The 25,469-nt window shown below is 63.1% G+C and carries 21 protein-coding genes and 1 pseudogene; 13 read left to right on the top strand and 9 right to left on the bottom strand.

Going from position 1 to position 25,469, the window contains the following annotated elements; translation table 11 throughout:
- Positions 1-348: 348 nt before the first annotated feature.
- Genes E6B08_RS26725 through E6B08_RS26715 form a run of 3 tightly spaced genes read left to right on the top strand, consistent with a single transcriptional unit; the run spans position 349 to position 2,961 of the window.
- Positions 349-1,785: a cytochrome ubiquinol oxidase subunit I gene (locus tag E6B08_RS26725; protein WP_136916712.1), complete on the top strand. Its 1,437-nt coding sequence runs from the start codon at positions 349-351 to the stop codon at positions 1,783-1,785.
- Between the two features lie 3 nt (positions 1,786-1,788).
- Positions 1,789-2,796 (top strand): cytochrome d ubiquinol oxidase subunit II, encoded by a 1,008-nt coding sequence (gene cydB, locus E6B08_RS26720; RefSeq protein WP_136916711.1) that lies wholly within the window; start codon positions 1,789-1,791, stop codon positions 2,794-2,796.
- Positions 2,797-2,808: 12 nt separating this feature from the next.
- Positions 2,809-2,961 carry a DUF2474 domain-containing protein gene (locus E6B08_RS26715; RefSeq protein ID WP_136916710.1) on the top strand — a complete coding sequence of 51 codons (153 nt, stop codon included), beginning with the start codon at positions 2,809-2,811 and terminating at the stop codon, positions 2,959-2,961.
- A 123-nt stretch (positions 2,962-3,084) separates the two neighbouring features.
- Here the strand turns inward: E6B08_RS26715 and E6B08_RS26710 are convergent, their stop codons facing one another.
- On the bottom strand, positions 3,085-4,209 hold the full coding sequence (locus E6B08_RS26710; protein ID WP_136916709.1) for a methyltransferase: 1,125 nt from the start codon (positions 4,207-4,209) through the stop codon (positions 3,085-3,087).
- 94 nt (positions 4,210-4,303) lie between these two features.
- Complete coding sequence (locus tag E6B08_RS26705) at positions 4,304-5,017, bottom strand: autoinducer binding domain-containing protein (protein WP_136916708.1); 714 nt, start codon at positions 5,015-5,017, stop codon at positions 4,304-4,306.
- A 211-nt stretch (positions 5,018-5,228) separates the two neighbouring features.
- Here E6B08_RS26705 and E6B08_RS26700 point away from each other — a divergent pair, with 211 nt between their 5' ends.
- Positions 5,229-6,005 carry a ferredoxin--NADP reductase gene (locus E6B08_RS26700; protein ID WP_136916707.1) on the top strand — a complete coding sequence of 259 codons (777 nt, stop codon included), beginning with the start codon at positions 5,229-5,231 and terminating at the stop codon, positions 6,003-6,005.
- A gap of 31 nt (positions 6,006-6,036) precedes the next feature.
- Here the strand turns inward: E6B08_RS26700 and mscL are convergent, their stop codons facing one another.
- A complete protein-coding gene (mscL, locus tag E6B08_RS26695; protein ID WP_133332150.1) occupies positions 6,037-6,456 on the bottom strand; it encodes a large-conductance mechanosensitive channel protein MscL in 420 nt (139 codons plus the stop codon).
- 177 nt (positions 6,457-6,633) lie between these two features.
- Between mscL and radA the strand changes: the two genes are divergently transcribed.
- A complete protein-coding gene (radA, locus tag E6B08_RS26690) occupies positions 6,634-8,001 on the top strand; it encodes a DNA repair protein RadA (RefSeq protein ID WP_136916706.1) in 1,368 nt (455 codons plus the stop codon).
- 117 nt (positions 8,002-8,118) lie between these two features.
- Here the strand turns inward: radA and E6B08_RS26685 are convergent, their stop codons facing one another.
- On the bottom strand, positions 8,119-9,636 hold the full coding sequence (locus tag E6B08_RS26685; RefSeq protein WP_136916705.1) for a nucleobase:cation symporter-2 family protein: 1,518 nt from the start codon (positions 9,634-9,636) through the stop codon (positions 8,119-8,121).
- 260 nt (positions 9,637-9,896) lie between these two features.
- Positions 9,897-10,262 carry a PilZ domain-containing protein gene (locus E6B08_RS26680; RefSeq protein ID WP_136916704.1) on the bottom strand — a complete coding sequence of 122 codons (366 nt, stop codon included), beginning with the start codon at positions 10,260-10,262 and terminating at the stop codon, positions 9,897-9,899.
- Between the two features lie 167 nt (positions 10,263-10,429).
- Between E6B08_RS26680 and E6B08_RS26675 the strand changes: the two genes are divergently transcribed.
- The 5 genes from E6B08_RS26675 (at position 10,430) to E6B08_RS26655 (ending at position 14,591) form a co-directional block, all read left to right on the top strand.
- Positions 10,430-12,496 carry a carbon starvation CstA family protein gene (locus tag E6B08_RS26675; RefSeq protein WP_136916703.1) on the top strand — a complete coding sequence of 689 codons (2,067 nt, stop codon included), beginning with the start codon at positions 10,430-10,432 and terminating at the stop codon, positions 12,494-12,496.
- Between the two features lie 13 nt (positions 12,497-12,509).
- Entirely contained in the window at positions 12,510-12,707 is a 198-nt protein-coding gene (locus E6B08_RS26670) for a YbdD/YjiX family protein (RefSeq protein ID WP_008094130.1), read from the top strand.
- A 118-nt stretch (positions 12,708-12,825) separates the two neighbouring features.
- Positions 12,826-13,803 (top strand): GTPase, encoded by a 978-nt coding sequence (yjiA, locus tag E6B08_RS26665; protein WP_136916702.1) that lies wholly within the window; start codon positions 12,826-12,828, stop codon positions 13,801-13,803.
- 135 nt (positions 13,804-13,938) lie between these two features.
- Positions 13,939-14,274: a type II toxin-antitoxin system RelE/ParE family toxin gene (locus E6B08_RS26660; RefSeq protein WP_238349370.1), complete on the top strand. Its 336-nt coding sequence runs from the start codon at positions 13,939-13,941 to the stop codon at positions 14,272-14,274.
- Positions 14,271-14,591, top strand: a complete 321-nt coding sequence (locus tag E6B08_RS26655; RefSeq protein WP_136916701.1) for a helix-turn-helix domain-containing protein — start codon at positions 14,271-14,273, stop codon at positions 14,589-14,591. Before E6B08_RS26660 ends, E6B08_RS26655 begins: the two co-directional genes overlap by 4 nt.
- 68 nt (positions 14,592-14,659) lie before the next feature.
- Here the strand turns inward: E6B08_RS26655 and glyA are convergent, their stop codons facing one another.
- Positions 14,660-15,913 carry a serine hydroxymethyltransferase gene (gene glyA / locus E6B08_RS26650; RefSeq protein WP_136916700.1) on the bottom strand — a complete coding sequence of 418 codons (1,254 nt, stop codon included), beginning with the start codon at positions 15,911-15,913 and terminating at the stop codon, positions 14,660-14,662.
- 207 nt (positions 15,914-16,120) lie between these two features.
- Positions 16,121-19,949, bottom strand: a pseudogene (locus E6B08_RS26645) (EAL and GGDEF domain-containing protein).
- A gap of 249 nt (positions 19,950-20,198) precedes the next feature.
- Here E6B08_RS26645 and E6B08_RS26640 point away from each other — a divergent pair.
- The 3 genes from E6B08_RS26640 to gdhA all read left to right on the top strand — a co-directional run bounded on the left by E6B08_RS26640 (position 20,199) and on the right by gdhA (position 24,131).
- Positions 20,199-20,603: a hypothetical protein gene (locus E6B08_RS26640; RefSeq protein ID WP_136916699.1), complete on the top strand. Its 405-nt coding sequence runs from the start codon at positions 20,199-20,201 to the stop codon at positions 20,601-20,603.
- A gap of 208 nt (positions 20,604-20,811) precedes the next feature.
- Positions 20,812-22,479, top strand: a complete 1,668-nt coding sequence (gene ettA / locus E6B08_RS26635) for an energy-dependent translational throttle protein EttA (protein ID WP_136916698.1) — start codon at positions 20,812-20,814, stop codon at positions 22,477-22,479.
- Positions 22,480-22,790: 311 nt separating this feature from the next.
- Positions 22,791-24,131 (top strand): NADP-specific glutamate dehydrogenase, encoded by a 1,341-nt coding sequence (gene gdhA, locus E6B08_RS26630; protein WP_136916697.1) that lies wholly within the window; start codon positions 22,791-22,793, stop codon positions 24,129-24,131.
- Positions 24,132-24,497: 366 nt separating this feature from the next.
- Here gdhA and E6B08_RS26625 read toward each other — a convergent pair whose 3' ends face one another.
- Both E6B08_RS26625 and E6B08_RS26620 read right to left on the bottom strand, forming a co-directional pair.
- On the bottom strand, positions 24,498-24,995 hold the full coding sequence (locus tag E6B08_RS26625; protein WP_136916696.1) for a GreA/GreB family elongation factor: 498 nt from the start codon (positions 24,993-24,995) through the stop codon (positions 24,498-24,500).
- Between the two features lie 68 nt (positions 24,996-25,063).
- Positions 25,064-25,420: a hypothetical protein gene (locus E6B08_RS26620; RefSeq protein WP_136916695.1), complete on the bottom strand. Its 357-nt coding sequence runs from the start codon at positions 25,418-25,420 to the stop codon at positions 25,064-25,066.
- Positions 25,421-25,469: the final 49 nt, after the last annotated feature.

Below are 25,469 nucleotides of genomic sequence, written 5' to 3'. Positions count from 1 at the left end.
GAAAAACCAGTGGCCTCGGCGCAGTAGAGGGGTGCGCAGCGTATCATCTGTTTGTAACAAACAGTTACTGTTTGCCGCTATCGGCACTTTTTCACAGTTTCCGAAAGTGGGTGGGGCATCCGGTCACGCGGCAAACAACCACACGGCCTGCCTGGCCATTCCCGACTATGCTTCCTGTCAAACGTTGATCTGGATCAATGCTTCCAGACGCAACGATTCGTGCCTTCGGGCCAGATTCCCTGCGATCGAACAGAACAATTCCAACGCGCCGTACTCCACTGAAACGTAGGGGCCGTAGGCGACAAGGCCCACCGCCTGGACGCCGGATTTATCTGAAGAGGAAGCACCATGTTCGGAATAGAAGCCCTCGAGCTCGCCCGAATCCAGTTCGCCTTCACCGTTTCGTTTCACATCCTGTTCCCTGCCATCACCATTGGCCTTGCGAGTTACCTGGCGGTACTCGAGGGGCTGTGGCTCAAGACCCACGACAACGTCTACCGCGACCTGTACCACTTCTGGTCGAAGATCTTCGCCGTCAACTTCGGCATGGGCGTGGTCTCCGGGCTGGTCATGGCCTACCAGTTCGGCACCAACTGGAGCCGCTTCTCCGATTTTGCCGGCAACATCACCGGCCCTTTGCTGACCTACGAAGTGCTGACCGCCTTCTTCCTCGAAGCGGGCTTCCTCGGCGTCATGCTGTTCGGCTGGAACCGCGTCGGCCGTGGCCTGCACTTCTTCGCCACGTGCATGGTGGCGCTTGGCACGCTGGTCTCGACCTTCTGGATCCTGGCTTCCAACAGCTGGATGCAGACTCCCCAGGGCCACGAGATCATCGATGGCCGGGTGGTGCCGGTGGATTGGTTGGCGGTGATCTTCAACCCATCGTTCCCGTTCCGCCTGATGCACATGGCCACGGCGGCATTCGTCGCCACCGCCTTCTTCGTCGGGGCATCGGCGGCCTGGCACCTGCTGCGTGGGCGTGACAACCCGGCGGTACGCAAGATGTTGTCGATGGCCATGTGGATGGCCCTGATCGTGGCCCCGGTGCAAGCGGTGATCGGAGATTTCCATGGTTTGAACACCCTCAAGCACCAGCCGGTGAAGATCGCCGCCATCGAGGGGCACTGGGAAAACACGCCCGGTGAGCCAACGCCGCTGATTCTGTTCGGCATCCCCGACATGCAGGCCGAAACCACCCGCTACAAGATCGAGATTCCCGCGCTCGGTAGCTTGATCCTGACCCACAGCCTGGACAAACAGGTGCCGGCGATGAAGGAGTTCCCGCCCGAAGACCGGCCCAACTCGACCATCGTCTTCTGGTCGTTCCGCGTGATGGTCGCCCTGGGGCTGCTGATGATCGCGGCAGGGCTGTGGAGCTTGCTGCTGCGCAGAAGTGGTGGGTTGTACAGCAACCGCCTGTTCCTGCATTTCGTGATGTGGATGGGGCCGTCCGGCCTGATCGCCATCCTGGCCGGCTGGTTCACCACCGAGATCGGGCGTCAGCCCTGGGTGGTCTACGGCCTGATGCGCACCGCAGATGCGGTATCCCAGCATAGCTATAGCCAGCTCGGGTTCACCTTGGTGGCCTTCGTGGTCGTCTACTTCGCGCTGTTCGGTACCGGTTTCGGCTACATGATGCGCCTGGTGCGCAAGGGCCCGCATACCGGGGAGGGCGACGAGCAACGGCCGGGAGGGCCGGGCCAGAAGCGTACCCCGGCGCGGCCGCTGTCCGCCGCCGACGATGGCCATGAGGCCAACTCCGCCAGCTTGAGCAAGGAGAACTGAGCCATGGGTATCGACCTTCCGCTGATCTGGGCCGTGATCATCATCTTCGGCGTGATGATGTACGTGGTGATGGATGGCTTCGACCTCGGCATCGGCATTCTCTTCCCCTTCGTCAAGGCCGAGCGTGATCGCGACGTGATGATGAACACCGTCGCGCCGGTCTGGGACGGCAACGAAACCTGGCTGGTGCTGGGCGGTGCCGGGTTGTTCGGGGCGTTTCCGATGGCCTATGCCGTGGTGCTCGAGGCGCTGTACCTGCCACTGATCCTGATGCTGATCGGCCTGATCTTCCGCGGCGTGGCCTTCGAGTTCCGCTTCAAGGCCACCGCCGAGCGCCGGCATCTGTGGGACAAGGCGTTCATCTGGGGTTCGCTGGTCGCCACGTTCTTCCAGGGCGTGGCCCTGGGCGCCTTCATCGAGGGCTTCAAGGTGGTCGACCGGCATTACGCTGGCGGCTCGCTGGATTGGCTGACGCCGTTCAGCCTGTTCAGCGGCCTGGGCTTGATCGTCGCCTATGCATTGCTGGGCTGTACCTGGCTGATCATGAAGACCGAGGGGGCGTTGCAGGAGCAGATGCACAACCTGGGTCGGCCGCTGGCGCTGGTGTTGCTGGCGGTCATCGGCATCGTCAGCCTGTGGACGCCGATCGCCTATCCGCAAATCGCCGACCGCTGGTTCAGCATGCCCAACCTGATCTGGTTCATGCCGGTGCCGGTGTTGGTGCTGGTGACGTTCTACGGGCTGCTCAAGGCGGTGGCCCGCAACGCCCACTACACGCCGTTCCTGCTGACCCTGGTACTCATCTTCCTGGGCTACAGCGGCCTGGGCATCAGCCTGTGGCCGAACATCATCCCGCCGTCGATCTCGATCTGGGATGCCGCGGCGCCGCCGCAAAGCCAGGGCTTCATGCTGGTGGGCACGTTGTTCATCCTGCCGTTCATCCTTGGCTACACCTTCTGGAGCTACTACGTGTTCCGCGGCAAGGTGACCCATGAAGACGGCTATCACTAGGAGGGTCGCACGATGACCGGTAAGCATGGCCTGGATGAGAAAAGGCCGCTGTGGCAGCGCCTGGGTTGGCTGGTGCTGATCTGGGCGATGAGCGTGGCCGCCCTGGGCGTGGCGGCTTGGGTGATGCGCTTGTTCATGGGGGCGGCGGGGCTTACCACCCATTGAAATTGCAGGGGGCGCTATGCGCCCCTTTCGCGACACAAGGCCGCTCCCACAGTTGAAAGTATCGCGGTCTACTGTGGGAGCGGCCTTGTGTCGCGAAAGGGCTGCAAAGCAGCCCCCTGCGTTCTACTTGCGGGCCTTGAGGATCACGAACTTGGGCGTTGCCGCCACCTGCTCGACGCCCCGGAACAGCCGCGCCAGCTTGCTGTGATAGCCCAGGTGACGGTTGCCCACGATGTACAGCGCGCCACCCACAACCAGCGCCTCGCGGGCCTGCTGGAACATGCGCCAGGCGAGGAAGTCGCCCACGACCTGCTGCTGGTGGAACGGTGGATTGCACAGCACCACGTCCAGTGACTGCTTTTCGACCCCGGCCAGGCCATCGCCGGGCAGCACTTCGACGGGCCGCTCGCCCAGGGCCGCCTGCCAGTTCTCCCGGGCCGACTGCACGGCCATGTACGACTCGTCCACCAAGGTGTAGTGCGCATCCGGATTGGCCAGGGCGCTGGCGATCGCCAGCACGCCATTGCCACAACCAAGGTCGGCGACGCGGGCGTTGCCCAGGTCACGCGGCAAGTGCGCAAGGAAGGCGCGGGTGCCGATGTCCAGCCCATCGCGGCAGAACACGTTGGCATGGTTGATCAGTTCCAGTGCCGGTTCGTCGAGGCGATAGCGGCTCGGGTAGGGCGACTGGGCGGCGGGGCGACCTGCCCAGGTGGCGCTGAGCAGGCGCGCCTTCTTCTGTGCCAGGGAGGCCTGCATCGGGCCAATGTACGTTTCCAGCAGGTCGCCCGCCGCGCGTGGCAGGTGCTTGATCATGGCGCCAGCGATCACCTGCGCACCGGGGGCCAGGTGGCCTTGCAGGCGGATCAACTGTTCCTCGAGCAAGGCCAGGGTCTTGGGAACACGCACCAATACGCGGTCGAACGGGCCTTGCCAAGGCTCGCTGGCCGGGACGAAGGGTACGCTGTCGTACGCTCTGTCATTGCGTGCAAGGTTCTTTTCCAGGGCCATGCGCGCCAGGTGCGAGTCGCCGCTGCTGACCACCCTCAAGTGGCCGGCGAGGCTCGCGGCCAGTGCACCGAAACTGTCGTTGAGCACCAGCACCCGGCAATCGGCTCCCGGCGCCTGGGCATGCAACTGTTCGAGCAGGTACTCGTCGGCGGCGTCGAAGGCTTGCAGGGGGGCGTTGGCCTGGTCCGGCTGGCGGATCAGGTCGAGTTGGGCATACGGGGTGGTGAACAGGGGCATGGCGTCTGGCTCGGGTACGAATCTGCCCGCCGCAGGTCGCGCGGGCTTTTGCCGCAGATTCTACAGGGCTTTGCCGGGGATCGCAGGCAGGACGTCAGATCCATCCGCGCATGGCAGCTATGGCGATGGCGCCGGCTTTGTTGGCCGCGTTGGTCTTGGTGATCACGCTGCGGATGTGGAAGTTCACCGTGCTTTGCGACAACGACAGGATGCAGGCGACATCGGCAGCGGTCTTGCCCGCGGCAGACCATTTCAGCACCTCTAGCTCGCGGTCGCTCATCTTCGGTGTGGGCGGGCAGATCTCTTCCAGGTGATGCTCGCTGAGCACGGCGTGCAGGGTGTGGCACAGCCACTGCACGCTGCCAGCCTTGTCGTAGAGTTCGGTCATGCTGACCTTGGGCGTGGGCCTGGCCACGGTCAACTGGCTTTCATTGTGCTGCAGGTCGTGCACTGACTGCGTCCAGCCGTGGCGCAAGCCGTGTGCGCAGGCCGCTTCGCGAAAGAGCGGGGCTTCTGAGTACAACTCGTCTGTCCACAGCACGGGCATGGTCGAGCCATGGCTGTGTGCCGCTGCCGGGTCCTGGCGGTAGAAGTCATCGTGCTGGTAACGCTCGATCCACTCGCTTGGGTAATTGCTGTAGAGAAACAAGCGAGGGGTTTGCGTGGCCACCTGGATACGCAACTTCAAGCCCAGGTATTCCATACCTAGCTCTTGAGTCAGGTGTACCGCCAGGTTGAACAAGCGTCGCGGCGAGCGCTCGCTGACGAGCTGATGCAGCCGCTCGGAATTCCAGTGACGCGTGGGCATCTGGTCAAACTCCTGATTGTAGTAATTCCCAATCCATGTGAGTTACAGAGAGATTGTAGGAAAGTCCTAGCGGATTGTTGGGTTTTTTTTGCTATATGAGCCTTATTTTACTGGGCAATGGGCCACCCATTGACGCTAGCCCTACAAACCAGTGGTGTTTATTCACATCACTTTGCGCGAAACTTGGCCCATGCAATCCATGGAGTCCCTCATGACCGCCAGCGCCGAGAAATTCACCCGCCAAACCCTGCTCGAAGTCCATCCGTTGACGCCGAACCTGTTCAGCCTGCGGACCACTCGTGACACTGGGTTTCGTTTCCGTGCCGGCCAATTCGCCCGGCTAGGGGTGAGCAAGGCCGACGGCAGCGTGGTGTGGCGGGCTTATTCGATGGTAAGCGCGCCACATGACGAATTTCTGGATTTCTTCTCGATCGTGGTACCTGGCGGCGAATTCACCAGTGAGCTGAGCCGGCTGGGCGAGGGCGATACCCTGCTGGTCGATCGCCAGGCATTCGGTTACCTGACCCTGGATCGTTTCGTCGGCGGCCGCGATCTGTGGTTGCTCGCCACTGGCACGGGTATCGCGCCGTTCATGTCGATCCTGCAGGACTTCGAGGCCTGGGAGCGCTTCGACAACATCAAGCTGGTGTACTCGGTGCGTGAAGCCAAGGAGCTTGCGTACCTGGAGGAAATTGCCGGGTTGGAGCAGCGGGACTACCTGGCCGAGTTCGCCGGCAAGCTGCAGTTCATTCCGGTGGTGACCCGTGAGCAGCACCCGGGTGCCCTGAATGCCCGCATCACCACGCTGATCGAAAACGGTGAGCTGGAGAAAGCCGCAGGCCTCGAGTTCTCGCCCGAGCACTCGCGCATCATGCTGTGCGGCAACCCGCAGATGATCGACGAGACGCGCAAGGTGCTGAAGGCCCGCGACCTGCAACTGAGCCTGAGCAAGCGGCCAGGGCAGGTGGCGGTCGAGAACTACTGGTAAGACGAGGGCCGCCGCGCGGCCCATCCAGCCTTCAGGGCTGTCGGTTCTGGTTCTGCGCCTTGAGCAGGTCGCGGATCTCGGTCAGCAAGGTTTCCTGAGGAGTCGGTACGGGCGGTGCGCTCGGCGCTGCGGCCTCCTCGCGCTTCAAGCGGTTGATAGCCTTGACGCCCATGAAAATGGCGAAGGCGATGATGATGAAGTCGATCACCGTCTGGATGAACTTGCCGTAGGCCAGCACCACTGCCGGGATATCGCCTTCGGCTGCCTTGAGGGTGATGGCCAGGTCACTGAAATCGACGCCGCCGATCAGCAGCCCCAGTGGTGGCATCACCACGTCCCCGACGAACGAGGAGACGATCTTGCCGAAGGCCGCGCCGATGATGATACCGACCGCCATGTCGACGACATTACCTTTGACCGCGAAGGCCTTGAACTCACTGAGCATGCCCATGTTTGGTTCCTTGTAACAAATGGTGAGGTAAACGCAGTGTAAGCCACCGAAACGCTTCATGCGTGGCGCTCAGGGCTAATGACTGCCGTTAGAACGAATAGTTTTGTCGCGTCTCGACGCGTTCGGGACACGTCCGCCTCGGCTATCATGGCGGTTTTTTCCCAGGAGACCTGCCCCATGGCCAAGGCCAAGCGCTTGTATGGCTGCACCGAGTGCGGTGCGACCTTTCCCAAATGGGCCGGCCAGTGCGGCGAATGCGGGGCCTGGAACACCTTGGTCGAGACCATGATCGAGAGCGGCGGGGCCGCAGCGCCAAGCGGCCGTGCCGGTTGGACCGGGCAGCAGGCGCAGATCAAGACCCTGGCCGAGGTCAGCGTCGAGGAAATCCCGCGTTTCACCACCAGCAGTACCGAGCTGGATCGCGTGCTGGGCGGCGGGCTGGTGGATGGTTCGGTGGTGCTGATCGGCGGTGATCCTGGCATCGGCAAGTCGACCATCCTGTTGCAAACCTTGTGCAACATTGCCGTGGGCATGCCCGCGTTGTACGTCACCGGCGAAGAATCGCAACAGCAGGTGGCCATGCGTTCGCGGCGCCTGGGGCTGCCCCAGGACCAACTCAAGGTCATGACCGAGACCTGCATCGAGACCATCATCGCCACTGCCCGCCAGGAAAAACCGCGGGTCATGGTGATCGACTCGATCCAGACCATTTTCACCGAGCAGTTGCAGTCGGCGCCCGGCGGCGTCGCCCAGGTGCGTGAGAGCACGGCGCTGCTGGTGCGCTATGCCAAGCAGAGCGGTACCGCGATCTTCCTAGTCGGCCACGTCACCAAGGAGGGATCGCTGGCAGGTCCCCGGGTGCTCGAGCACATGGTCGACACCGTGCTGTATTTCGAAGGCGAGTCCGATGGCCGCCTGCGTCTGCTGCGTGCGGTGAAGAACCGTTTTGGCGCGGTCAACGAACTGGGCGTGTTCGGCATGACCGATCGCGGCCTCAAGGAGGTGTCGAACCCGTCGGCGATCTTCCTCAACCGCACCCAGGAAGAGGTGCCCGGCAGCGTGGTCATGGCCACCTGGGAGGGAACCCGGCCGATGCTGGTGGAGGTGCAGGCGCTGGTCGACGACAGCCACCTGGCCAACCCGCGGCGGGTCACCCTTGGCCTGGATCAGAACCGCCTGGCCATGCTGCTGGCGGTGCTGCACCGGCATGGCGGCATTCCCACGCACGACCAGGATGTATTCCTCAACGTGGTTGGCGGGGTCAAGGTGCTGGAGACCGCTTCGGACCTGGCCCTGTTGGCTGCGGTGATGTCCAGCCTGCGCAACCGGCCATTGGCCCATGGGCTGCTGGTGTTCGGCGAAATCGGCTTGTCGGGCGAGGTGCGGCCGGTGCCCAGTGGCCAGGAGCGGCTGAAGGAAGCGGCCAAGCATGGCTTCAAGCGCGCCATCGTGCCCAAGGGCAATGCGCCGAAGGAGTCGCCGGCGGGGCTGCAGGTGATTGCCGTCACGCGGCTGGAACAGGCCCTGGACGCCCTGTTCGAGTAATTCCTTATCTGCATCGGCCTCTTCGCGGGCAAGCCCGCGAAGAGGCCACTGCAGACAAAAGAAAAAAGGGAAGCCGACGATGCGCATCGGCTTCCCCCATCACCACTCAATCAGCGTTCAATGCTCGGCCACCGCACTGCGCCTGGGTGCCTCGCTGCTCTTTTCGCCCGGCTCCAGCATCGGCACTTCGTTGCCCTCGGCATCGAACAGCTTGCCATCCTTGAAGTAGTCGCCATCGCGTAGCGCCGAGATGTCGGAATACTGAATGGTGCGTTCGTAGCCTGCGGCGAAGACCGACTGCTGATCCGAATTGCCTTTGGTGAAGTGATTGAAGATCAGGTTAAGCAGGATGGCCATGATCGCCGCAGAGCTGATGCCCGAGTGGAAGATGGTTTCGAACCAGTTCGGGAACTGATGGTAGAAGGTTGGCGCGGCGATCGGGATCATCCCGAAGCCCAACGAAGCGGCGACGATGATCAGGTTGACGTTGTTCTTGTAGCTGACCTTGGAAAGCGTGCGGATACCGCTGGCCGCCACCGTGCCGAACAGCACGATACCCGCCCCGCCGAGCACTGGCGTCGGCACGGCGGCAATGATCCGGCCCATGATCGGCAGCAGGCCGAGCACCACCAGGATTACACCGCCAGTGGCCACCACGTAGCGGCTCTTGACCCCGGTCACGGCCACCAAGCCGACGTTCTGGGCGAATGCGCTCTGGGTGAAGGAGCCGAATACCGGCGCCAGGATGCTCGATGCCATGTCGGCGCGCAGGCCGTTGCCCAGGCGTTTGGAGTCGACCTTGGTGTCGATGATCTCGCCCACTGCCAGGATGTCGGCCGAGGTTTCCACCAGGGTCACCATGATTACGATGCACATCGACAGGATCGCCGCGATGTGGAAGGTCGGCATGCCGAAGTGGAACGGCGTGGGGAAGGCGAACATCGGGCCTTCGGTGACCTTGCTGAAGTCGGCCATGCCCAGGCTCCAGGCGATCAGCGTACCGACCACCATCGCCAGCAGGATCGACAGGCGCGAAATCGCGGCGTTGCCGAGTTTGCTCAGCAGCAGCACGATGGCGAAGGTCAGCGCGGCCAGGCCGATGTTGGCCACGCTGCCGAACTCCGGCGAGGTGCTGTTGCCACCCATCACCCAACGGGCCGCCACGGGCATCAGGGTCAGGCCGATGGTGGTGATGACGATGCCGGTCACCAGGGGTGGGAAGAACTTGGTGATGCGTGAAAACACCGGGGTGATCAGAAAGCCGATCAGCGATGCGGCCATGACCGCGCCCAACACCCCAGGCAGGCCACCGCCACCCTCGCTGCTGAGGATCGCCCCCATGGTCGCCACCCCCGCGAAGGACACGCCCTGCACCAATGGCAGCTGGCAGCCGAAGAAGGGCAGGCCGAGTGTTTGCAGCAACGTGGCCAGGCCACCGGCGAACAGCGAGGCGGCGATCAGCAGGCCGATCTCGGCCGGATTCAGGCCAGCCGCCTGCCCCAGGATGAGGGGTACGGCAACGATCCCCCCATACATGGTCAGCACATGCTGCAGGCCGTAGGCCAGGTTCGCCCCGAGGCCAAGGTTTTCGTCCTCGGGGCGCTGGGCGGGAGACGTGCTAGGAGACGTGGTCATGGAGCAGGCTCTCTGTTTATTTTTGTGTGGCTACTGTAGACAGTTCCTACAAATCATTGCCACAACAATTGTATACAATATTTTGATCGGAGCGCGCACAACGGTGCTCGCAGGGTGCGTAACACCTGAATGCAGATTGCGTTCCAAGTCTGTAGAGGCTGCGTTAGAGGGGTGTACACAAAATGCTGCGCACCAGGCAGAAAGCTGTCTGGGTAGACAGGAAACGCCTGCTGGAGGAGCTATTAGCTAGCTAAAAGATTTCAATATTCGATGAGTTCACGCAGCTCGCGCATCATTTCGGTGCTGTCGGCCACGTTCAATTCCACCAAACGGTGCAAGTGGCTCATCGAGTCGAGGTCCAGGTACAAGCAGATGAAACCCAGCCGGGTGGCTTCCTCGTGGCGCAATTCGACCTGCATCTGTACGTGGGTGCGGTTGTCCAGGTGGATGATGGCATCGAAGTCCTGGGTCAGGTCGGCATCCCAAGGCTCCGGTCGCTCGACCAGCAGGCCCTTGAGTGACAGGTCGAGCAGCCTTACCGGCCAGCGCCGCGCGCCCTGGCGCAGTTCGGTGGGGGCGTCGAAGTCGATGCGTTGGAACCGCCGGCGTTCGTCGTGTGGGTTCATGGTCGGGCTCTCCGAGAGGACATCCTGACTATAGTTAGCTTTATGTGCACATCCGGTGTCGCGAATCAGCCCGCAGAGGCTCTAGACCAAAGCAAGTATGGCAATGCGCGATGACTCGCCCTAGACTCGGTGGGCGGTCTTTCCAATCCACCAGCTGGAAGTAAACCATGAACAACAATAATAGCCTGCTACGCCACATTCCGTGGCTCGCGCTGGCCGTCATAGGAGCCTGTGCGCTGGGTGTGGTTGCCCTGCGTCGCGGCGAGGCGATCAATGCCTTGTGGATCGTGGTCGCAGCAGTGGCCATCTACCTGGTCGCCTATCGCTACTACAGCCTGTTCATCGCCACCAAGGTGATGCAACTCGACCCCCGTCGGGCTACCCCGGCGGTGCTCAACAACGATGGTCTGGACTACGTCCCGACCAACAAGCACATTCTGTTCGGTCACCACTTTGCCGCCATCGCTGGCGCCGGTCCCCTGGTGGGCCCGGTTCTCGCCGCGCAGATGGGCTACCTGCCCGGTACCTTGTGGCTGATCGCCGGCGTGGTGCTGGCCGGCGCGGTCCAGGACTTCATGGTCCTGTTCCTGTCCACCCGCCGCAACGGTCGCTCGCTGGGCGACATGGTGCGCGAGGAGATGGGCCGCATCCCCGGAACCATCGCCCTGTTCGGCTGCTTCCTGATCATGATCATCATCCTCGCGGTGCTGGCACTGATCGTGGTCAAGGCCCTGGCCGAGAGCCCATGGGGCATGTTCACGGTGATGGCGACCATCCCGATCGCCATGTTCATGGGCATCTACATGCGCTACATCCGCCCGGGCCGCATCGGCGAGATTTCGGTGATCGGTGTGGTGCTGCTGCTGCTGTCGATCTGGCTGGGGGGCCAGATTGCCGCAGATCCGGTCTGGGGCCCGGCGTTCACCTTCACCGGCGTACAGATCACCTGGATGCTCGTGGGCTACGGCTTCGTCGCTGCGGTACTGCCGGTCTGGCTGGTACTCGCGCCGCGTGACTACCTGTCGACCTTCCTCAAGATCGGCACCATCGTCGGCCTCGCCATCGGCATCCTGATCATCGCGCCCGAGCTGAAAATGCCCGCGCTGACCCAGTTCACCGACGGCACCGGCCCGGTGTGGAAGGGCACGCTGTTCCCGTTCCTGTTCATCACCATCGCCTGTGGCGCGGTATCGGGCTTCCATGCGCTGATCTCCTCGGGCACCACGCCCAAGCTGCTGGACAACGAAACCAACGCCCGCTACATCGGCTACGGCGGCATGCTGATGGAGTCGTTCGTCGCCATCATGGCCATGGTCGCCGCTTCGGTGATCGAGCCTGGCGTGTACTTCGCCATGAACAGCCCGGCCGCCGTGGTTGGCGCGGATGTCGCCTCGGTGGCGCAGACCGTCAGCAGCTGGGGCTTCCTGATCACCCCCGAGCAACTGGAAGCGGTCGCCCGCGACATCGGCGAGCACACCGTGCTGGCCCGTGCCGGTGGTGCGCCAACCCTGGCGGTGGGTATCGCGCAGATCCTTCACCAGGTCCTGCCAGGTGAGAACACCATGGCCTTCTGGTACCACTTCGCGATCCTGTTCGAGGCGCTGTTCATCCTTACCGCGGTCGACGCCGGTACCCGTGCCGGTCGCTTCATGCTCCAGGACCTGCTGGGTAGCTTCGTGCCAGCCCTCAAGCGCACCGAGTCGTGGACTGCCAACCTGATCGGTACCGCAGGTTGCGTCGCCTTGTGGGGCTACCTGCTGTACCAGGGCGTGATCGATCCGCTCGGTGGCATCAACACCCTGTGGCCGCTGTTCGGTATCTCCAACCAGATGCTGGCCGGTATCGCGCTGATGCTGGGCACCGTGGTCCTGATCAAGATGAAGCGCGAGCGCTATGTCTGGGTCACCCTGTTGCCAGCGGTATGGCTGCTGATCTGCACCACCACTGCGGGCCTGATCAAGCTGTTCGACCCGAATCCGGCGGTCGGTTTCCTGGCCCTGGCCAAGAAGTACAGCGCCGCGCTGGATGCCGGCCAGGTACTGGCGCCGGCCAAGGACATCGGCCAGATGCAGCACGTGATCTTCAATGCCTACACCAACGCCGGCCTGACCGTGCTGTTCCTGCTGGTGGTGTTCAGCGTGCTGTTCTTCGCCGTCAAGGTCGGTTATGCCGCACTTGGACGCAAGGAGCGCAGCGACAAGGAATCCCCGTTCCAGGCCCTGCCTGACGCTTGAGAGGACTGCAACGATGTTCAACGACCTGGGTCGACTGGGTAAATACCTGGGGCAGGCAGCCCGCCTGATGGTCGGCATGCCCGACTACGACAACTATGTCGAGCACATGCAGACCAAGCACCCGGACAAACCGGTGATGAGCTACGAGGCGTTCTTCCGAGAACGCCAGGAAGCGCGCTACGGTGGCAAGTCCGGGCCTAAATGCTGTTGATCCTCAACTGTTGTTAGCTTGCCCTGGCCCCATCGCCGGCAAATCGGCTCCTGCAAAACCGTAGGAGCCGGCTTGCCGACGATGGGGTCTGTGTTTTTTTGCCCAGGAGGCTTTCCGCGTGCATACGCCTATTCCCGTAACAGTGCTCACCGGTTTCCTCGGCGCCGGCAAGACCACGCTGCTCAAGTACATGCTCAAGGCCGAGCACGGCCTGAAGATCGCCGTGATCGAGAACGAATTCAGTGAGGCCGGCATCGACAGCCAGCTGCTGGGCGACGAGCCGGTGCAGGTCATGACCCTGGCCAATGGCTGCGTCTGCTGCAGCATCCACGGCGACCTGACGCGCGCCCTGTACCTGCTGCTCGAACGCCTGGATGCCGGGGAGATCGCCTTCGACCGCCTGGTCATCGAATGCACCGGCCTGGCTGACCCGGCGCCGGTGGCGCAAACCTTCTTCGTCGATGAAGAGTTGCGCGAGCGCTACATCCTCGATGGCATCATCACCCTGGTGGATGCGGCGCATGCCGACACACACCTGGCGCAAACCATCGCCCAGGCCCAGGTGGGCTTTGCCGATCGCCTGCTGTTGAGCAAGACCGACCTGGTCACAGCAGAGGCGGTGGAGGCCCTGCGCGTGCGCCTCGGTCGCATCAACGGCCGCGCGGCCCTGCGCGTGGTCGAGCATGGCCGCATCGACCTGGCCGAACTGCTCGACGTGCGCGGTTTCAACCTCAATCCGGACCTCGGTATCGCGCCCCGGCCAACCCTGCGGCCCATCCTCAAGCCCGCCACGCCGGATCGTATTTCCACCCTGGTGCTGCGCAGCGAGACGCCACTGGACATCGACCGCCTCAGCGACTTCATGAACGAGCTGCTGGAAAACCATGGCAAGCAACTGCTGCGCTACAAGGGGGTGTTGAACATCGCCGGGGATGACCGGCGCCTGGTGTTCCAGGGCGTGCTCAAGCTCTATGGCTTCGATTGGGATGCCGAGTGGGCAGAAGGTGAAGCCCGCGAAAGCGTGATGGTGTTCATTGCCGATGACTTGCCGGAGGAAGCGATTCGGGCTGGTTTTGAGGCTTTGTCTCACGCTTGAAGGCGCCCCGCTGACTCGATAATGCCGCCCAATGGCGGCATTTTTATTGGCCCAATGGAATTTAATCGGGCCAAGTTTCACGGCCCCTTGAAAGGAGTATCTTTTTTGGTACACTTGGCCGTATCGGATCACCAGATCAATGTTCTTTTCTTTCGCAGCGAGCTAGGTAACGAGCCTGTACGCGATTGGTTGAAGGGGTTGTCCCGGGAGCAACGTCAGCTGATCGGCTACGAGATCAAGTCTGTGCAGTTCGGCTGGCCGATTGGCATGCCCTTGGTCCGCAAGATGGAAAGTGGGCTTTGGGAGATTCGCGTCGATCTGGGAGATACAGCCGCGCGAGTCCTGTTCACGATGAGCGAGGGGGCGATGGTCCTGCTCCACGGATTCATCAAGAAATGCCAGAAAACGCCCTTGGTCGATCTCTCACTGGCCAGGCAACGCAAGACAAGCCTCAGGAGGCATATGCCATGAACCCTCATATCGGTTCCGGTTTCGATGATTTTCTCGCCGAGGAAGGCCTTCTGGAGCCCGTCACGGCAGCAGCCCTGAAACGGGTGATCGCCTGGCAACTGACAGAGGCCATGAAGCAGCAGAAGGTCAGCAAGAAGGCGCTCGCAGAGCGCATGCATACCAGCCGTGCAGCGGTAGACAGGGCCTTGGATCAGACCGACCCAGGCATGACACTGGCAACGCTAGCCAGTGCTGCCAGGGCATTGGGGCAGCGTGTGGACATACGCCTGGTGCCTGAACACGGCGTGTGCGCTGCAAGCCCGACGGCAGTCCTGTAGCTCGCATCCATTCGCCCACAAAAAAGCCCGGCACATGGCCGGGCTTTTTCACATCGGGCGATCGCCGATCAGTTGCCGTATACCGGCAGCTTCTTGCAGATGGCCTTGACCTTCTCACGCACGGCGTCGATTACCGCTTCGTTGTTCAGGTCGGCGAGGATGTCGCAGATCCAGCCCGCCAGTTCGCGGCACTCGGTTTCCTTGAAGCCACGGGTGGTCACGGCTGGGGTGCCGAAGCGCAGGCCCGAGGTGACGAACGGCGAACGTGGGTCGTTCGGTACCGAGTTCTTGTTGACGGTGATGAAGGCCTTGCCCAGAGCGGCGTCGGCGTCCTTACCGGAAATTTCCTGCTTGATCAGCGACAGCAGGAACAGGTGGTTCTGGGTGCCGCCGGAAACGACGTCGAAACCACGCTCGATGAACACGCTGGCCATGGCCTGGGCGTTCTTCACCACTTGCTGCTGGTAGGTCTTGAACTCAGGCTGCAGCGCTTCCTTGAAGCAGATCGCCTTGGCTGCGATGACATGCTCCAGCGGGCCACCCTGGGCGCCTGGGAAGACGGCGGAGTTGAGCTTCTTCTCGATTTCTTCGTTCTTGCGCGCCAGGATCAGGCCGCCACGTGGACCGCGCAGGGTCTTGTGGGTGGTGGTGGTGACGACGTCGGCAAACGGCACCGGGTTCGGGTACACGCCTGCGGCGACCAGGCCAGCCACGTGGGCCATGTCGACGAACAGGTAGGCACCGACCTTGTCGGCGATAGCGCGGAAGCGGGCGAAGTCCAGTACCTGCGAGTAGGCCGAGAAGCCGGCGACGATCATCTTCGGCTTGTGCTCGACAGCCAGGCGCTCGACTTCGTCGTAGTCGATCAGGCCGTTGCCGTCGATGCCGTACTGGATGGCGTTGTACAGCTTGCCCGACGAGCTCACGGAAGCACCGTGGGTCAGGTGGCCGCCGTGGGCCAGGCTCATGCCGAGAATGGTGTCACCGGCCGACAGCAGGGCCAGGTAGACCGCGGCGTTGGCCTGGGAGCCGGCGTGCGGCTGGACGTTGGCGTAGTCGGCGCCGAACAGTTGCTTGGCACGGTCGATGGCCAGTTGCTCGACCACGTCGACGTACTCGCAGCCACCATAGTAGCGCTTGCCTGGATAGCCTTCGGCGTACTTGTTGGTCAGTACCGAACCCTGGGCTTCCATGACGGCGGGGCTAGTGTAGTTTTCCGAAGCGATCAGCTCGATATGCTCTTCCTGGCGCAGGGCTTCTTGCTGCATGGCTTCGAAGAGCTCGGCGTCGTACTTGGCAATGGTCAAATCACGGCTGAACATGGCGGTCCTCAAGGATCGGGCTGAATTGGGGGGGCATTCTAACCGATTGCCTCGGGCCTGGCATATGAAGTGACGTCAAGTCGCGGACCAATGGGCCTCATGTTGCATCCCGCACCCTGCCTGGGCTGGCGGCGTGCAGGAGTTGACTCGAAAGTCCGTTTTCAGGTGCGGTTCAGTGCCGCCATGCGTCTTGGTGTGGGAGCGGCCTTACCGGATCAGCGGCAGCCCCTCGTCGGCGAACTGCGCCTCGAACTGGTGGGCCGGCATGGGCCGCCCGAACAGATAGCCCTGCACTTCGTCGCAGCCGTGCTCGCGCAGGAAACCGAGCTGCTCGTGGGTCTCCACGCCTTCGGCGATCACCGCCAGGTTGAGGCTGTGGGCCATGGCGATGATCGCCCGGGCGATTTGCGCATCCTGCTCGCCTTCGGGCAGGCCGTCGACGAAGGTGCGGTCGATCTTCAGCACGTCGATGGGGAACTGCTTGAGGTAGTTGAGCGAGGAATAGCCGGTGCCGAAGTCGTCGACCGCGATGCTCAGGCCCAGCTTCTTCAGGCTGTCGAGGATCTGCATGGCTTCGTTGACCTCGCGCATCAGGATGCTTTCGGTCAGCTCCAGCTCCAGGCACGCCGGTGGCAGGCCGGTCTCGTCGAGAATGGTCGCGATCCGCGTGCCCAACTGGCCATCGGAGAACTGCCGCGCGGAGATGTTCACCGACACCTTCGGTACCCGCACCTTGGCCTTGTGCCAGGCCTTGAGCTGGCGGCTGGCTTCACGCAGCACCCAGTCGCCGACATCCACCACCAGGCCAAGCTCCTCGATCACCGGGATGAAGTCGCCCGGCGGGACCAGCCCGCGCGTCGGGTGGCGCCAGCGCAGCAACGCCTCGGCGCCGGTCAGGCGCAGGCCGTCGCCGCTGAACTGCGGTTGGTAGTAGAGGATGAACTCGTTCTGCTCCAGGGCGTGGCGCAGGTCGCTTTCCAATTCCAGGCGTTCCAGTGCGCTGGCGTTCATCTCGGCTTGGTAGAACTGGAAGTTGTTCTTGCCGCGCTCCTTGGCGTGGTACATGGCGGTGTCGGCGTTTTTCATCAGCTGGCTCAGCTCGCTACCGTCCTGCGGGCTGAGGGCGATACCGATGCTGGCCGTGACGAAGAACTCGCGGCTTTCCAGCACGAACGGGGTCACCAGGCTGCCAAGTATGCTCTCGGCCACATGGATGGCACGGTTCAGCGCCATTTCGCGGGTGGCGCGCGGCTGCAGCAGCAGGGTGAACTCATCACCGCCCATACGTGCCACGGTGTCGTCTTCGTCGACGCAGGCCAGCAGGCGCAGGGCCATGTCCTTGAGCATGCTGTCGCCGGCGGCGTGGCCAAGGGAGTCGTTGATCGGCTTGAAACGGTCCAGGTCGAGGAACATCAGCACCACCCACGACTTCAGCCGCTCGGCCTGCTGCAGCGCGGTGTGCAGGCGGTCCTGGAACAGCGTGCGGTTGGGCAGGTGGGTCAGGGCGTCGTAGTAGGCCAGGCGGTGGATACGCTGCTCGCTGGCCTTGCGCTCGCTGATGTCGGTGAAGAAACACACGTAGCTGGCCAGGTCGCCTTCGTCGTCGAACACTGCGTTAATGCCGACCCAGGCCGGGTAGCGCTCGCCATTGCGGCGCTTGAGCCAGACCTCGCCTTCCCAGCTGTTGTGCTCGTGCAACTGCTTGATCACGTAGCGCAGGTGGCCTTCCTGCTGCTCATCCACGGTGAGCATGCCGGGCAACTCGTCGAGGACCTCATCGGCTGCGTACCCGCTGACCCGGCTGAACGCCTCGTTGGCCTGCACGATGTAGCCGGCGGGGTCGGTGATGAGGATGGCCGAGGTCGAGTGCTCGAATACCGTGGCAGCCATGCGCAGGTCTTTTTCCGCACGACGCTGCTGACTGATGTCGCGGCCGACGCCGAGCACGCCCTCGAAGCGCTGGTGATCGTCCCAGACCAGCACCAGGCGCAGTTCGATAGGGATCTTGCGGCCATCGGCGCGCAGGCAGTCGAACTGGAACAGCTGCATGGGCATCTGGCCACGCAGTTGCTCGAGTTGCTCAGGGTCGCCCATGGCCTTGCTGACCCGCTCCATGAGGCTGTAGATACCCGTGAGCTGGGCCGGGTTGGCGATGATCGAGTGCCAGCCATTGTCGAAGATCCATTCCACCGGGTAGCCCAGCACCGCCTTCACCGATGGGCTGACGTAGTTGAGCTGCAAGCCGCTGTCGGTGGAGAAGATCACGTCGCTGATGCTCTCGGCCAGCAGGCGGTAGCGCTGCTCGCTGTCACGCAGCGACTGGCTGGCCTCGATCTGCACGGTGACGTCCTTGCCCACGCCAATGATGCGGGTGACCAGGCCGTCGGCATCGCGGGTCAGCACCTGCTCGCGGATCTCGTAGCAACGCCAGTTGCCGTCACGGTGGCGGAAACGCAGCTGGCAGTGCAGCGACTCATCGTGGGCATTATCGCGTTGTTGCTGGCGCAGTCCCTGGTAGAGGGCGGCATCGCCTGGATGGAGCAGCAACTCCCAGAAGCGGTCACCCATCTGCGACAGCTCGGTGCGGTCGTAGCCCAAGGTCTGGCCCAGATGGCGGTTGGAGAAGATCATCCGCTGGGCAGACGTCCTGCACGTAGAGTTGGTCAGGCACTGTGCGGACCACGTCCGACCAGAAACTCTCGCGCTCGAGCAGCGAAAGCTCCACCTGCTTGCGGCTGGTGATGTCGCTGATGCTCAGGATCACCGCCTGGTAGTCGCGCCGCTGCTGGGGCAGGCGCGCCATCAGCCACAGGTGCAGCTCGCCGCCCAGCGGCGCCGGCAGGCGCACCTCCAGCTCAAGCAGCGGACGCTGTTCGATCAACGCATCGATCAACTGCATGCCGACGCTGTCGCGGCCATCGCCGCTGCCATCGATCAGGCGCTGCCAGGCGCCCTCGTGGCATTGGACATTGAGTAGCTGCCGGGCTACCTGGTTGATCTCGGTGATCTTCAGTTCCAGCAGCAGCGAACGGCGCAGGTTCGGGTCCAGGGCCAGGCTTTGCTTGAGCGCCGCGTGATTGCGCAGGTGGTAGCGGTCGAGTTGGCCGGGCAGGCTCGACAGGTCGAGCACGCACAGGGCCACTCCGGTGCCTTCGAAGATTTCCTGGTAGCGCCGGCGGTCATCCTGCAGGGCGCGCTGGCGGCGGCGCATGCTCATCAGCGCCAGCACCGGCAAGAGGGCACAGAGCAGCACCAGCAGGCACTTGCCGATCAGCGCCGGCAGCAGCTTCTGGCGTGCCAGGTCGGCGTCGTACAGACCGCGCAACTGCCAGGTGCTGTTGTTGATGAAGGCGAGCATCACGCTCTGCAATGGCGCCGCGCTCGAAGCGCTGGGGCCCTGGCGCTCGAGCACTTCGCCGCTGCGGCTGTTTTCCAGCACCCAGAGGGTGTCCCCTGGGCGCTCGAGGTGGTCGATGAGCGACCGGTAATACACCCGCGACAGGCGCAGCAACCAATAGCCGCGATCCTGCTCGGGCGACTGACGCAGGAGCAGGTAGATGGTCCGGTTGTCCGGGGCATTGGCGAACAGATAGCTGCGGCCCTGGTTGAGCGTCAGTAGTTCGCCAATCATCTGGCGGTCAGGGCTGCCGCTCAGGGTATCGCTGAGGATGCGCCCGTCATGGTCAAGCCAGGCCAGTTGCTGCAGGGTCGGCAGGCGATCGCGCAGGGTTGCCAGCAGGCTGGGCAGGGCGTCGGGCGCCGGCGCCTTGACGTAAGGCTGGACGACATTGGACGCCTGTTCGGCCTTCAGCGCCAGGTTGAGGCTCAGGTGATCGGCCAGTTCGGCGCTGGCCACCAGGTGTTGCTGGCGCTGTTCGGCCTGGGTGTGACGGAACTGGGCGAACAGCTGCCACAGCAGCAACCCCAGCAGAACCAGGGCCAGCAGGGCCAGCCCAGCCTTTACCGTGGCATGCAGCGAGGCTGCGGACGCCTGGCGCGCGAGGGGCGGCAATGACGGTTGATTGAGGTCGGTCAAGCGTTGGTCCTGCGAATGGGCTGGCGATGGCAGGTTCGGAATATGCACGGTATGTGCCGCTGTCAGGGTCGATCAAGGGCGCGCACTATAAGGCCGAGCGCCCGAAATCAGCTAGCATGCCTAGGATTATGTCAAACTGCCAGTATTCGTGCGCTGGTCGACCGACGCCGGTCCTGCGTTCGGCAAGGCCCCGCAAGTTGTGCGAGAATGCCGCCCGCTTCAATGACAACGCATCGGAGATGTTCGGTTTTGGTTACACACTATTCCACCAATGGCCTCGATTCCGCCTGTGGGCGCAGCAGTCAGACCCTTGTCAGCACTGCCGTGACCGACGACGTATCGTGCAAATCCTGCCAGCGTTCGCTGGTCAAGCCTGATCCGGCCGCTGCCGCCAAGGCCAAGTCGCCTTCTTTGGCCGAACTGCGCAATAGCGCCAAGGCCGCCGCACCAGCCGTGGCCCCGGTCGCCTCGGTTGCAGCAGCGCCTGCCGTTGCCGTGAGCAAGCCCAAGGCTGTCGCGGCACACACCAAGGTTGCCGAACAGCCCGCCCGCAGTGGTGGTTTCAGCGCGAAAGCCGCCTGGGCCGCGCGCCTGGCCGAGAAGGGCGACCGTTGCCGGTTGCCGCGGGGCAAGGTAAAGCAGCGTCACGTCTGAGCTGGCGGAACATTGTGCGGGTCGCCAAGAGGCCCGCACAGCCCAATACAAGTCTCCCGGCATCCCCACCATCCGACCACCCTGTGCAACGCTGCGCGTTGGCGTAGAATGGTCGTCTTTGTTCAACGACACCCGTCAACACGTCACCCGGCCGGCCAGGCTGGGCGATCGTCGATGTCTTTACCTATCTAAATTAGAGGGCTTGGTTTTGGCTCAATACGTCTACACCATGCATCGGCTGAGCAAGGTCGTGCCGCCGAAGCGGGAGATTCTCAAGAACATTTCCCTGTCGTTCTTCCCCGGCGCCAAGATCGGCGTGCTCGGCCTGAACGGTGCGGGTAAATCGACCCTGCTGCGGATCATGGCAGGCGTCGACAAGGAATTCGACGGCGAAGCCCGCCCGATGCCCGATATCAATGTCGGCTACCTGCCCCAGGAGCCGCAGCTGGATCCGACCAAGACCGTACGTGAAGTGGTCGAGGAAGCGGTCAGTGTGATCAAGGACGCCCAGGCCCGCCTGGACGAGGTCTATGCCGCCTACGCCGAGCCCGACGCCGACTTCGACAAGCTGGCCGCCGAGCAGGCCAAGCTCGAAGCCATTTTGCAGGCAGCCGACGGCCACAACCTCGAGCGCCAGCTCGACGTCGCCGCCGACGCCCTGCGCCTGCCGGCCTGGGAAGCGAAGATCGAACACCTCTCTGGTGGTGAAAAGCGCCGTGTAGCCCTGTGCCGCCTGCTGCTGTCGGCCCCCGACATGCTGCTGCTCGACGAACCGACCAACCACCTGGACGCGGACTCGGTTGCCTGGCTGGAGCGTTTCCTGCACGACTTCCCCGGCACCGTGGTGGCCATCACCCACGACCGTTACTTCCTCGACAACGTGGCTGGCTGGATCCTCGAACTGGACCGCGGCGCGGGCATCCCGTACGAAGGCAACTACTCGGGCTGGCTGGAGGCCAAGTCGGAGCGTCTGGCGCAGGAATCCAAGCAGCAGAGCGCCCATGAAAAGGCCATGAAGGAAGAGCTGGAATGGGTGCGCAAAGGCGCCAAGGCCCGTCAGTCCAAGTCCAAGGCACGTCTGCAGCGCTTCGAGGAAATGCAGTCGCAGGAATTCCAGAAGCGCAGCGAAACCAACGAGATCTACATCCCGGCGGGTCCGCGGCTGGGCGACAAGGTCATCGAGTTCAAGAACGTCACCAAGGGCTATGGCGATCGCGTGCTGATCGACAACCTGTCGTTCGCCATGCCCAAGGGCGCCATCGTCGGCGTGATCGGCGGTAACGGTGCCGGTAAGTCGACCCTGTTCCGCATGCTGATGGGCAAGGAACAACCGGACTCGGGCAGCATCGAGATCGGCGAAACCGTGCAGTTGGCCTGCGTCGACCAGAGCCGCGAAGACCTCGACGGCGCCAAGACCGTGTTCCAGCAGATCTCCGACGGTTCCGACCAGATCCGCATCGGCAGCTACGAGATCCCGTCGCGTACCTACGTCGGCCGCTTCAACTTCAAGGGCGGCGATCAGCAGAAGTTCGTCAAGGACCTCTCCGGTGGTGAGCGTGGCCGTCTGCACCTGGCCCTGACCCTGAAGGAGGGCGGCAACGTCCTGCTGCTCGACGAACCGTCCAACGACCTCGACGTCGAAACCCTGCGTTCGCTGGAAGAAGCCTTGCTGGACTTCCCTGGTGCCGCGATCGTGATTTCCCACGACCGTTGGTTCCTGGACCGTGTGGCCACCCACATCCTGGCGTACGAAGACGACTCCAACGTGGTGTTCTTCGAGGGTAACTACACCGAGTACGAGGCCGATCGCAAGAAGCGTCTCGGCGACGCGGCCACCCAGCCGCACCGCGTACGGCACAAGAAGCTGGCGCAGTAAGTCGGTTTTGGATGCACAGGAATGGGGCCTTTTTAGGCCCCATTTTTGTGCTTACCCGTAAGTCGCGGCGGCTGCTTCGCGGGCAAGCCCGCTCCTACAGATGATCCACAAACCTTGAGTATCACGAGAGTCCTTGTGGGACCGGGCTTGCCCGCGAAACAGACACCGCCGACAGGAAACTGTATACATTTATATAAAACGCACCAAAAAATTTCATAAAAACGACATTTTGCCCTGTTCCGGTGCGATTGCTTCTTGGTACATTCCTGAAAAAACCAATAAGTCCAATCCCTCTTGGTGAGATGTCTACCATGATCGAATCTGTCGACCATTTCCTCGCACGCCTCCAGCAACGCGACCCAGGCCAGCCTGAATTCCACCAGGCGGTGGAAGAGGTGCTGCGCAGCCTCTGGCCATTCCTCGAAGCCAACCCTCGTTACCTGCAGGCCGGTATCCTCGAACGCATGGTCGAGCCAGAGCGTGCCGTACTGTTCCGGGTGTCCTGGGTCGATGACCAGGGCAAGGTCCAGGTCAACCGCGGTTATCGCATCCAGATGAGCAGCGCCATCGGTCCCTACAAGGGCGGCCTGCGCTTCCACCCCTCGGTGAACCTGAGCGTGCTCAAGTTCCTGGCCTTCGAACAGGTCTTCAAGAACTCCCTGACCTCGCTGCCCATGGGCGGTGGCAAGGGCGGTTCGGACTTCGATCCGAAGGGCAAGAGCGACGCCGAGGTCATGCGCTTCTGCCAGGCCTTCATGAGCGAGCTGTACCGCCACATCGGTGCCGACTGCGATGTACCGGCCGGTGACATCGGCGTGGGCGCGCGCGAAATCGGCTTCATGTTCGGCCAGTACAAGCGCCTGGCCAACCAGTTCACCTCGGTGCTGACCGGCAAGGGCATGACCTACGGTGGCAGCCTGATCCGTCCAGAAGCCACCGGCTACGGCTGCGTGTACTTCGCCGAAGAGATGCTCAAGCGCCAGGACAAGCGCATCGACGGGCGCCGCGTGGCCATCTCCGGCTCCGGCAACGTGGCCCAATATGCTGCACGCAAGGTCATGGACCTGGGCGGCAAGGTCATCTCGCTGTCGGACTCCGAAGGCACGCTTTACGCCGAGGCCGGCCTGACCGATGCCCAGTGGGATGCGCTGATGGAACTCAAGAACGTCAAGCGTGGCCGCATCAGCGAGTTGGCCGGGCAGTTCGGCCTGGAGTTCCGCAAGGGCCAGACCCCGTGGAGCCTGCCATGCGACATCGCCCTGCCATGCGCCACCCAGAACGAACTGTGCAGCGAGGACGCCCGCACCTTGCTCAGCAATGGCTGCATCTGCGTGGCCGAAGGCGCCAACATGCCGACCACTCTGGACGCTGTGGATATCTTCATCGAGGCCGGCATCCTCTATGCGCCGGGCAAGGCATCCAACGCCGGTGGCGTGGCCGTCTCGGGCCTGGAGATGTCGCAAAACGCCATGCGCCTGCTGTGGACTGCCGGGGAAGTGGACAGCAAGCTGCACAACATCATGCAGTCGATCCACCATGCTTGCGTGCACTATGGCGAGGAAGCCGATGGCAGCGTCAACTACGTCAAGGGCGCAAACATCGCCGGCTTCGTGAAAGTCGCCGATGCCATGCTGGCCCAGGGCGTGGTCTGAGTCCGAAACCGCAGGGGCCGCTGCGCGGCCCTATCGCGACGCAAGGCCGCTCCCACACGTACTCTGCGCTTCGTTTGTGGGAGCGGCCTTGCGTCGCGATAGGGCTGCGCAGCAGCCCCAGAGCCCTAGCTCCTCCTAGTACTCTGCGTTTCGTTTGTGGGAGCGGCCTTGCGTCGCGATAGTGCTGCGCAGCAGCCCCAGAGCCCTAGCTCCTCCAAGTACTCTGCGTTTCGTTTGTGGGAGCGGCCTTGCGTCGCGATAGGGCTGCGCAGCAGCCCCAGAGCCCTAGCTCCTCCAAGTACTCTGCGTTTCGTTTGTGGGAGCGGCCTTGCGTCGCGATAGGGCTGCGCAGCAGCCCCCAGGGCCCTAGCCAGCACCGCCGATCTCGATCACCTCGATCGCCAAATCCCCCGCTGGCCGCCGCCACACCACCTCATCCCCCGGCCCTGCGCCCAGCAGCGCCCGCCCCAGTGGCGACCCCCAGTTGATCAACCCGCGCCCAGCATCGGCCTCGTCCTCGCCCACCAATTGCACCTGGTGCTCCTGGTCCTGTTCATCGACGAACCTGACCCGGCTGCCGATTTGCACCTTGCTGCGCGACGTCGCGGCAGGGACTACTTGGGCGCTCTGTACCCGGGCACTGAAATACCGCAGGTCACGCTCGACATCGGCCAGTTGCTGGCGGTCGGCGCGCTCTCCCTGCGCCTGCAGGTCGCTGCGTTGGGCATTGAGTTCGGCCACGCGCTGTTGCAGCTGGCGCAGGCCGGCGGCGGTGACGTAGTTGGGCTGGTCGCTGACGCGTCGCTCCACCGGCTGGCTGGCCTGGGCGGCAGCGTGGTCCTCGTTGACGAATGCTCGGCTCATGTAATGGCCTCCTTGTGCAGAAGACCATGGTGACAGGGGCGGGGTTTCGCCGAATGTCCCGGCGCGACCTACTTGCGTCGATAGGCGCGGGCGGCGTCGCGGTCTTTTTCCTGCTGCCAGTCGCGATCGCGTTCGTCCCAGTAGCGTTCGCGGTACTGGCGCAGGTCTTCGCTGTTCTGCATCGCCTGACACTGGCGGAAACCGTCGTCCCAGCCGTTTTCGTACTGGCGCTCATCCAGGTAGCGCGGCACGTCCTTGCGAAAGCCACCGACCATCAAGCCGGCGGCCTGGCGGCCACTGCTGCAGCCATCCTGAAAACCATCGGCGTAGGCCGGCGGGTATCCCCGTTCGAGCATCTGCTCGTGGGTGGTTTCACAGCCCCACAACGACAACACGACGCACAAGCCGAACACATACCGCCACATAGCCCCTGGACCTCCCGGTGATGCGGGAAGTCTAGGTGGCTATTTGTCG

It is taken from the genome of Pseudomonas putida, assembly GCF_005080685.1.
In the GTDB taxonomy this organism is placed as follows: domain Bacteria; phylum Pseudomonadota; class Gammaproteobacteria; order Pseudomonadales; family Pseudomonadaceae; genus Aquipseudomonas; species Aquipseudomonas putida_V.
This window is presented reverse-complemented; position numbering and strand designations above follow the sequence as displayed.

Excerpts from the sequence above, each read along its gene's own strand:
- E6B08_RS26655 (WP_136916701.1), top strand. The coding sequence starts at position 14,271 with ATGAACCCTCATATCGGTTCCGGTTTCGATGATTTTCTCGCCGAGGAA.
- E6B08_RS26625 (WP_136916696.1), bottom strand. The coding sequence starts at position 24,995 with ATGAGCCGAGCATTCGTCAACGAGGACCACGCTGCCGCCCAGGCCAGC.
- gdhA (WP_136916697.1), top strand. The coding sequence starts at position 22,791 with ATGATCGAATCTGTCGACCATTTCCTCGCACGCCTCCAGCAACGCGAC.
- E6B08_RS26705 (WP_136916708.1), bottom strand. The coding sequence starts at position 5,017 with ATGCCCACGCGTCACTGGAATTCCGAGCGGCTGCATCAGCTCGTCAGC.
- E6B08_RS26710 (WP_136916709.1), bottom strand. The coding sequence starts at position 4,209 with ATGCCCCTGTTCACCACCCCGTATGCCCAACTCGACCTGATCCGCCAG.
- glyA (WP_136916700.1), bottom strand. The coding sequence starts at position 15,913 with ATGTTCAGCCGTGATTTGACCATTGCCAAGTACGACGCCGAGCTCTTC.
- mscL (WP_133332150.1), bottom strand. The coding sequence starts at position 6,456 with ATGGGCATGCTCAGTGAGTTCAAGGCCTTCGCGGTCAAAGGTAATGTC.
- E6B08_RS26620 (WP_136916695.1), bottom strand. The coding sequence starts at position 25,420 with ATGTGGCGGTATGTGTTCGGCTTGTGCGTCGTGTTGTCGTTGTGGGGC.
- cydB (WP_136916711.1), top strand. The coding sequence starts at position 1,789 with ATGGGTATCGACCTTCCGCTGATCTGGGCCGTGATCATCATCTTCGGC.
- E6B08_RS26675 (WP_136916703.1), top strand. The coding sequence starts at position 10,430 with ATGAACAACAATAATAGCCTGCTACGCCACATTCCGTGGCTCGCGCTG.
- radA (WP_136916706.1), top strand. The coding sequence starts at position 6,634 with ATGGCCAAGGCCAAGCGCTTGTATGGCTGCACCGAGTGCGGTGCGACC.
- E6B08_RS26680 (WP_136916704.1), bottom strand. The coding sequence starts at position 10,262 with ATGAACCCACACGACGAACGCCGGCGGTTCCAACGCATCGACTTCGAC.
- E6B08_RS26725 (WP_136916712.1), top strand. The coding sequence starts at position 349 with ATGTTCGGAATAGAAGCCCTCGAGCTCGCCCGAATCCAGTTCGCCTTC.
- E6B08_RS26700 (WP_136916707.1), top strand. The coding sequence starts at position 5,229 with ATGACCGCCAGCGCCGAGAAATTCACCCGCCAAACCCTGCTCGAAGTC.
- E6B08_RS26670 (WP_008094130.1), top strand. The coding sequence starts at position 12,510 with ATGTTCAACGACCTGGGTCGACTGGGTAAATACCTGGGGCAGGCAGCC.
- E6B08_RS26715 (WP_136916710.1), top strand. The coding sequence starts at position 2,809 with ATGACCGGTAAGCATGGCCTGGATGAGAAAAGGCCGCTGTGGCAGCGC.
- E6B08_RS26685 (WP_136916705.1), bottom strand. The coding sequence starts at position 9,636 with ATGACCACGTCTCCTAGCACGTCTCCCGCCCAGCGCCCCGAGGACGAA.